We start from the raw sequence: 7,412 nt of genomic DNA on the forward strand, positions 1-7,412 counted from the left end.
ATCAAGATCGAAAACGAGCAGCAGACCCTCGCGACCATCACGATCCAGAACTACTTTAGGCTCTATGCCAAGCTCGCCGGGATGACCGGAACTGCTAAAACCGAAGAGGACGAGTTCCGCAAGATCTACGCGCTCGATGTGGTGCAGGTGCCCACCAACAAGCCCATGCTCCGCAAAGACAATGCGGACATGATCTATAAGAGCCTAGAGGCCAAGCTGCGTGGGATCGCCTCGGAGATTCTGCTGATCCACTGTCGCCAGCAGCCGCTTCTCGTGGGAACGCGCTCGATCGAGATGAGTGAGCGCGTCAGCTCCCGGCTTACCTTCCAGACTTTGGAGCTCCTGGCCGCCGTGGTGATTCTGCGAACGCGGCTCCTGGAGAAACGCAAGGAGGTGGGCGAGGAGAAGTACGCGCAGTTCTCCGCGGTGCTCAACCGACGGCTCGATGACCTGAACCTGCCGATGCTGGCCCCGCTGGCAAAAGAGCTGAGCATGGGCACGAAGATGACCGATGAGGCACAGGTAAGCGCCTTCGCCTCCATTATTGGGCTTAAGAGTGACGAGGAGCTCAAAGCGCTGCGCGAGGCGCTGGAGTACGGCATCCCACACAATGTTCTGAATGCCAAGTACCACGAGCAAGAGGCGCTGATTATCGCCGAGGCCGGGCGGCGCGGCGCAGTGACCATTGCGACCAATATGGCGGGCCGTGGCGTTGATATTATCCTGGGGGGCTCGCAGTACAAAGAGCTGGCAGGGGAGAGCGAGAAAGAGCGCGACTACTCTTATCGTCGTGGCGGGCGGCGTGCGGGGATCGCCCATGTGGTGACCGGTCGCGACCTGGCCGCCGATGCGACGGCGGGTACCCAGTCTCTCACGGAAGAGGCGGCGCTTGATCTTGCTCAGGAGCGTGAGGAAGTGCGCAAGCGGGGCGGGCTCTACATTCTGGGCACCGAGCGCCATGAGTCGCGGCGCATTGATAACCAGCTCCGAGGACGCTCGGGCCGGCAGGGAGACCCCGGCACCAGCAAGTTCCATGTCTCGCTGGAAGACTACCTCTGGCGCGCGTTTGGGGAGCGCAACAGCCTCCAGATGGCGGCGCTCAAGGCGTGGGAGGAAGACCAGGCCGTGGACATGCCGATCCTCTCCAAGATGATCGAGCGGGCGCAGAAGAAAGTGGAGCAGCACAACTTCGACTCTCGAAAGCATGTTCTTGAGTACGACGATGTGATGAATGTCCAGCGCGAGGTGATCTACGGCGAGCGTCGCAAGATCCTAGAGGAGGCTGAGCTGCGCGACACGCTCGTCAGCTACCTGCATGAGAGTGTCGAGACCGCCGTCGAGCTAAACTGTCCCGAGGGAGTGCCCTCGGAAGAGTGGGACAAAGAGAAGCTCTACCAGGAGCTCAACGAGCAGTTCCCGCTGGCCAACTTTGCCAGCTACGAGGAGCTGAAGGACTTTACCAAGACCGACCTCACGAAGCGACTGCACGAGCTTGCCGAGGAAGCCTACGATGCGAAGGAAGAGGAAGTCGGCAGCGAGCTGATGCGCGAGATCGAGCGGCACTTGTTGCGGCAGACCATTGACCAGACCTGGATCCAGCACCTCCAGAACGTGGACTACCTGCGCGAGGGAATCGGGCTGCGCGGCTACGCACAGACCGACCCGCTGGTGGCCTACAAGACCGAGGCCATGAAGCTCTTCAGCGACATGCAGGCCGGGCTGGTGGGAGATACCGTGCGCAATGTCTTTGTGGCCCAGCTCCAGCAGGAGATGACGGATTACGAGCAGGAGCAAGATATCTTCAACCTTCTCCAGCAGTTCGGCGGCGAGTCAAGCCCCATGGAGCTGAACGGCGAAGGGGGTGAGCCTGCGGAGAACCCGATCGTCCCCGAGGTCAATGCACTACTTGCTGCCGCCGCTGAGGCGGCACAGAGCACGGCACCACGCAAGATTGATCCCAATGATCCGTGTCCGTGTGGCAGTGGCAAGAAGTACAAGCAGTGCCACCGGGGCAAGTCCCTGCCTTCGGATGTCGTGTAGCTTCCCGCGTAGAGTAAATCCGCTTCGAAAGCCCGCCTTAGATATTTCTGAGGTGGGCTTTCACCTATTATTCATCTACACTTTTTAGAATAGTGTTATGGGATTTGTGGCGACACCGTGCGTAGAGTGGGGGCGTGGTGAGGAGTGTGATCGTGGAAAGCACTTTGAATCTCTCACCGTGCAGCACTGGGATCGGTTCTATGCCTATGCGTACCGTCACTGTGGCAATACAGCCGATGCGGAAGATCTTCTCGCGGAGTCGCTCCTAGAAGCTTTTCAGGCGTTTGATTCCTACCAGGGGCATGGTTTTGATCGGTGGGTGTTTCGTATCCTGACCACCAATCGTATTGATCAAACACGCCGCGCCAAGCGCCGCCCGGTTCACGCCCTCTCCGAGTTCAACGAGCCTGTGTCCGACAGTCCCAGTCCGCAGGATTGGTTACTCGACCCGCTGCTCTCCGAGGAGTTTCAGCTAGCCCTTCAGAAGCTTCCCGAGCCGTTCCGAGTGCCGCTGCTTCTGTGTGACCTGGAAGGGCTAAACTACGCGGCCATTGCCAGCCGCCTCCAGATTCCCATTGGCACGGTGCGCTCGCGTATTCACCGGGCACGAGAGCGCCTGCACCAGGAGCTGAGCCAGTTCTGCCATGTCAAAGACTGCTCCATCTGTGGGAAATAGCCAAGGGTCAGGCGTGGCGAACTATGAGGGCCTTTGTCGCGCGCCACTGCAAGTACGCGCCCAGCAGCATGAACAGAAACGTGATGACAAAGACGCCTTGGTAGCCGATGACGCACAGTAGTGGCAGTGCAACCAACGGGGCGAGAACCCCGCGAATCCCGAGAAGCAGCGAGTGGAGCGCTTGGTAGCGAGCCGCTTTTCCGTGCTCAGCGTAGTTTAAGATGCTCGCGGTGTAGCTCAGCTCGATGCCCGCCATGCCGAATCCCGAGAGGAACGATGCGGCGTAGAGCAGGCTCACCGAGTGTGCGAAGAAGTACACCCCGGAGATCGAGGTAATGAGCAAGATCGCCCGAAAGACCGTCTGCGCCGCGCCATGACGGTCAATAAAGCGCCCCCAGAACAGGGAACCCACCATGGCACAGAGCGACGTGACATTGGTCAAGTTCGCGATCTGCGTGGGGCGGATATGTAGGTGCTCCACCTGGTAGAGCTGGTAGAGCGGCCAGGCCATGAGGTTGCCAAAGCCATAGAGCATCACCGAGAGGGCAAACCACCGGTAGCTTTGATTTTCTTTTAGAATTCCCAGTGTGTCCAAAAAGAAGCTCTGGAGCGGCTGTGGTGGATCGGACGAGGGCGGGGGGATATGGTGCAGGGGGCGCACCTGGCGGAAGAAAATTGCTGCGAGAATGCCCGCCACACCAGCGACGGCAAAAAGCGGCCCGAAGCCCACGCCACTTTCCATCAAGCGGCCCGTAACGAGTGTGGAGAGGAAGGTGAACGCCTGCACGATAATACGCACGTAGCTCATGAGCTGGCCGCGTGCGCGATCTGGGTAGATGTCCTTCATCAGGGATGTGTAGGCGGGCGAGCTGATCGTGCCGATAAAGAGCAGGAGCGCGATAATGCCCACAAAGCCCCAGGCCGTGGCGGCGAGCGGCATGAGCAGCAGCAGCGAACGACCCGTGATCCAGCTCACCTGGCAGAATGGCATCTTCGCCTTGCCCTCCATCTGGCGCGCCCAGACGGGCGCGAGCAGATTGCCCACAAACGGTGCGGCGTTCATCACTCCAATGGCAAAGTCGCTGGCGTGCAGCTCCGCGCGAGCGATGCGCGTCAGAAACGGCATGGTCATCCCCAGATAGATGCCCGCGCACGCCCCCGCGGCGACATCCCAGCCCAGTGAGTGAAGCGCCTCCCGGGGCACCCCCAGCTTCCAGCGTGCCCAGTGGCGTAGTCGGAAACGTAGGTCCTCGCGTTCTGTCACAAAGAGCAGTCTATCGCGCTTGCAAAGCAAACTATAGTTTGATAAACTCTGCGGCATGAAGACATCACTGTGGAAGATTGGGACGCGGCGCGCGATGGCGTATGTGGAAGGGCGGGAGAACTTAGAGCGGCTGTTGGAGGCAGCCGGGAAAGTGCGGGAGCCGCTCAAGCGTGGCGCGGGGCTGGAAGGGGAGCTGCAAGGGGCAGTTGCGGTCTATAGCGATGCCAAAGGCCGCCCGTTTGCGTGGCTCATCGCCTTTGATGCCGTGCGCTGGGACGAGGTCAGTGCGCTGACCCGTGGCTAGTTCGGGCAGCTTGCGTGCCAAGGCGTTCGTGCTGGGTTGGGGAGGGGGATGGGGTAGCTGCGCATCAGGTTCACGCCCGACCAGGGAAGCCCACACGGGTCTTTGAGCAGTGCCCCCTTACTGAGCCATTTCGCATGGCCATCGAAGAACGTCGCGTTCACCCCGCCCTGATGCCGTGTCATTGCCAGAACGGGCTCCCCAAAGCCCGGCTTGTCGTAGAGATTTTTCGGCGGCTCGAACCAGGAATCGCCGAAGGGCATGCCTTTCTCCGTCACCACGATAATATCGGCGGGGGAGTCTACAGCGGCCAGAGTGAGCGACTCCGCCGCCCGATTGGCCACGTAGGAGCGTGGCTTATTATCGGTGGAATTAGGTGTCTTTTTCGCATCGTCGGGGCAGATCAGAAGGCCGGGGACATTGGTCGTGTAAGGCAGGATCTGGTTCCACCAGCGATTCTCGGCAAAGGCTCCCAGCGGGGCGGTGGGATTGGAACGTGAGTAGTCCACGTTGTGCCCAAAGAAGAAGAGCGATTCCTCGTAGTCCTGCGCGTACATTGCAAGCCCCATCCCGAGCTGGCGCATGTTGGAGAGGCAGCTCACTTGGCGGGCTTTGGCACGTGCTTGTGCAAAAACCGGAAAGAGAATGGCCGCCAGAATCGCGATGATCGCGATCACGACAAGTAACTCAATGAGCGTAAAGACGTGTCTCATGATTTTTGTTTAGCGTAGCACTAGGGCGGGCAGAATAGTGCCTTCGGGGTAATCACCGTGGTGTTCGTGGGCGATGATTAGCACATCGGCTCCCACCATGCTGGAGGTTCGGTGCGATCCCTGCGCTCCGGTGGGTGTGGCCTGGAGATTGTCGTCGAGGCTTGCGCGCACAAACTCCCGCCGCCCGGGGGCGTGTGAAAGGGGTGTGGCTAGTGTGATGGTGATCTGTGATCGCAGGCAGCGTGTGTGTCCGGCGAGCTTGCGCAGCAGCGGACGCACAAACAGCTCAAAGGTCACTAAGGACGAAACGGGGTTGCCTGGGAGACCGAAAAACAGCGCGTCGCCAAGCGTCCCGAACGCGAGGGGCTTGCCCGGCTTGATCGCGATGCGCCAGAAGCTCAGCGTCCCTTGGGCTTCGAGAACGGCTTTCACGTGGTCGTGATCCCCGACAGAGACGCCCCCCGACGCGATAATCAGATCGCAGCCAGAGAGCTTCGCAAATGCCTCCGCGACCGCCTCGGGCGTGTCTTTTGCATGGGCTCGCCCCACCACCACGCCGCCTGCTTCCTCAATCGCCGCCGCAAGCGCCGGGCCGTTGGAATCGCGGATCTGGCCGGGCTGGAGTGCGGTGTGGGCTAGGGAAATCAGCTCGTCGCCGGTGGAGAGAATCCCGACACGGGGGCGGCGTGGGCAGGGTATCTCGGCGATTCCCAGTGCCGCGAGCAGCCCGATCTCACCCGCACGGAGCGATGTTCCCGCCGGGATTGCCAGCCCCCCCACCGCAATATCCGACCCGCGCCGCCGGATGTAGCTGCCCGAGCCGGGATGGCGCAGCGTGACACGGCCTGGCTCGTTTTCGTCGTCTTCCTCTGCCTCTTCTGTGTCCTCCACCATCACCACGGCGTCGCAGCCCTCGGGGATGGGCGCACCCGTGAAGATGCGCGCTGCCTCGCCTGCTCGAAGTGCGCGGGTGGGCCAGGAGCCCGCAGGAATCTCCATGGTAATGGGTAGGCTGAGGCCAAGCTCCTCGGAGGCGCTGCCGACACTGGCCGTGCGCACGGCGTAGCCATCCACCATCGAGTTGTCAAACGGCGGCAGATCGCAAGTCGCTAGAATATCCGAGGCAACGGCGCGGCCCCGTGCCTGCTCCAGCGGTACGAGCTCCGTTGCGAGCGGCACCGTCGCCGATGCCAGAATCTGCGCGAGGGCTTCGTCATAGCTCTGCATGCCACGCTCCACTCTTTCCTCCGGTTTTCGTTAAGAGGCGCACTGCCTCAATGACCATGCCCTTGTCGGCGGACTTACACATGTCATAGACCGTGAGGGCAGCGACACTAACGGCGGTAAGCGCCTCCATCTCCACTCCGGTTTGCCCCACACTGGAGGCTGTCGCTATGATTTCGACGCCCATCTCAGTCAGTGCCAGCTCCACCTGAATATCGGTGAGTGGAAGGGGATGGCAGAGCGGGATCAGCTCGCCGCACCGCTTCGCCGCCAGAATCCCCGCCACTTTAGCCACGGTAAACACATCGCCCTTGGGGAGAGCTTTCTCCGCCACGAGCTGGCGCAGCGTCTCGGAGAGGCGGACGGTTCCCGTGGCGGTGGCGGTGCGGTGGGTCGGGGTTTTCTGAGAGACATCTACCATTCGTGCCGTCCCTTTTTCATCCAGGTGGGAAAATTCTGGTTTTTTTATCATGATGGCATTCTACCTGCAAGGGTATAATGAGTACTGTCGGAGGAACCGACACTTTCGCAGTGTTGCGAAAAAAAGCGACAAAGACGACTATGATCAATATCTATTCTGCGGGCCGCACCGCGCTGCTGCGCTGCGATTCTCCGCTCTCGGGCGGGCCTGATCCCGCGCTACTCTTAGCACAGATCGAGCGCACCGGTGCGCGTGAAGTGCTTCTTGATACCACCCAGGCTTCCTGGGCCGACAGCGACGGTCTGCGCTGGCTTCTCTCCTTCCAGCAAACTCTCTCCACACACGGCCACTCTCTGCGTGTTGTTGCACATGAAGGAGGCCGCGTCTGGCGCAATATCTCGCTCCTCCAGACCGGCCTGCCCCTCTTTGGAAGTGTGAAGGCTGCGCTGCACCACTAGTTTGACCCTGCTTTTACCAGTAGCGCCAGTTGCCCGTCAGCAAGACAAATATCCCGAGTGCCGCGTTGGTGACGCTATGCGCGACGATGCAAGCGAGTAGGGATTTCGTGTGGCGTAGCAGCCCCGCCATCAGCGCCGCGTAGCCGATTGCCGCCAGCCACTCGGGGTGGGCGAGCGCAAAAAGCCCTGTAACAATCCCGAAAGCCGCGAGAGAGAACTGCCCGAGCGGCAGGCTTTTCCACTTGTTTTGGTCAGTCGCGTAGCGCAGCAGAAACGAGCGCCAGAAGACTTCCTCCATCACCGGAACGAGCAGCG

At 60.8% G+C, this 7,412-nt stretch carries 9 protein-coding genes; 4 read left to right on the forward strand and 5 right to left on the reverse strand.

Going from position 1 to position 7,412, the window contains the following annotated elements; all coding sequences use genetic code 11:
- Window positions 1–2,040: SEC-C metal-binding domain-containing protein (locus ACH2EH_RS26050; protein ID WP_395146343.1), on the forward strand; the 2,040-nt coding region annotated here is incomplete at its 5' end.
- A gap of 97 nt (window positions 2,041–2,137) precedes the next feature.
- Window positions 2,138–2,716 (forward strand): RNA polymerase sigma factor, encoded by a 579-nt coding sequence (locus ACH2EH_RS26055; protein ID WP_395146344.1) that lies wholly within the window; start codon window positions 2,138–2,140, stop codon window positions 2,714–2,716.
- A 7-nt stretch (window positions 2,717–2,723) separates the two neighbouring features.
- Here the strand turns inward: ACH2EH_RS26055 and ACH2EH_RS26060 are convergent, their stop codons facing one another.
- Window positions 2,724–3,980, reverse strand: coding sequence for an MFS transporter (locus tag ACH2EH_RS26060; RefSeq protein WP_395146345.1), 1,257 nt, complete (start codon window positions 3,978–3,980; stop codon window positions 2,724–2,726).
- Between the two features lie 55 nt (window positions 3,981–4,035).
- Between ACH2EH_RS26060 and ACH2EH_RS26065 the strand changes: the two genes are divergently transcribed.
- Window positions 4,036–4,284 carry a hypothetical protein gene (locus ACH2EH_RS26065; protein WP_395146346.1) on the forward strand — a complete coding sequence of 83 codons (249 nt, stop codon included), beginning with the start codon at window positions 4,036–4,038 and terminating at the stop codon, window positions 4,282–4,284.
- On the opposite strand, the gene ACH2EH_RS26070 is transcribed toward ACH2EH_RS26065, so the two are convergent.
- The 3 genes from ACH2EH_RS26070 to moaC are packed head-to-tail and all read right to left on the reverse strand — an operon-like array spanning window position 4,281 to window position 6,690.
- The gene (locus tag ACH2EH_RS26070; RefSeq protein WP_395146347.1) at window positions 4,281–4,994 is read right to left on the reverse strand and encodes a DUF1559 domain-containing protein; all 714 of its coding nucleotides are present in this window, start codon (window positions 4,992–4,994) and stop codon (window positions 4,281–4,283) included. The genes ACH2EH_RS26065 and ACH2EH_RS26070 overlap by 4 nt on opposite strands.
- Window positions 4,995–5,003: 9 nt before the next feature.
- The gene (gene glp / locus ACH2EH_RS26075; RefSeq protein ID WP_395146348.1) at window positions 5,004–6,221 is read right to left on the reverse strand and encodes a gephyrin-like molybdotransferase Glp; all 1,218 of its coding nucleotides are present in this window, start codon (window positions 6,219–6,221) and stop codon (window positions 5,004–5,006) included.
- Window positions 6,208–6,690 (reverse strand): cyclic pyranopterin monophosphate synthase MoaC, encoded by a 483-nt coding sequence (gene moaC, locus ACH2EH_RS26080; protein WP_395146349.1) that lies wholly within the window; start codon window positions 6,688–6,690, stop codon window positions 6,208–6,210. Before moaC ends, glp begins: the two co-directional genes overlap by 14 nt.
- 89 nt (window positions 6,691–6,779) lie before the next feature.
- On the opposite strand from moaC, the gene ACH2EH_RS26085 reads away from it, so the two are divergent.
- Entirely contained in the window at window positions 6,780–7,097 is a 318-nt protein-coding gene (locus tag ACH2EH_RS26085) for a hypothetical protein (protein WP_395146350.1), read from the forward strand.
- A 13-nt stretch (window positions 7,098–7,110) separates the two neighbouring features.
- On the opposite strand, the gene ACH2EH_RS26090 is transcribed toward ACH2EH_RS26085, so the two are convergent.
- The coding region (locus ACH2EH_RS26090; protein ID WP_395146351.1) for a CAAX prenyl protease-related protein at window positions 7,111–7,412 on the reverse strand (302 nt) is incomplete at its 5' end.

Origin of the sequence: Armatimonas sp., assembly GCF_043760365.1 — a bacterium.
GTDB lineage: Bacteria > Armatimonadota > Armatimonadia > Armatimonadales > Armatimonadaceae > Armatimonas.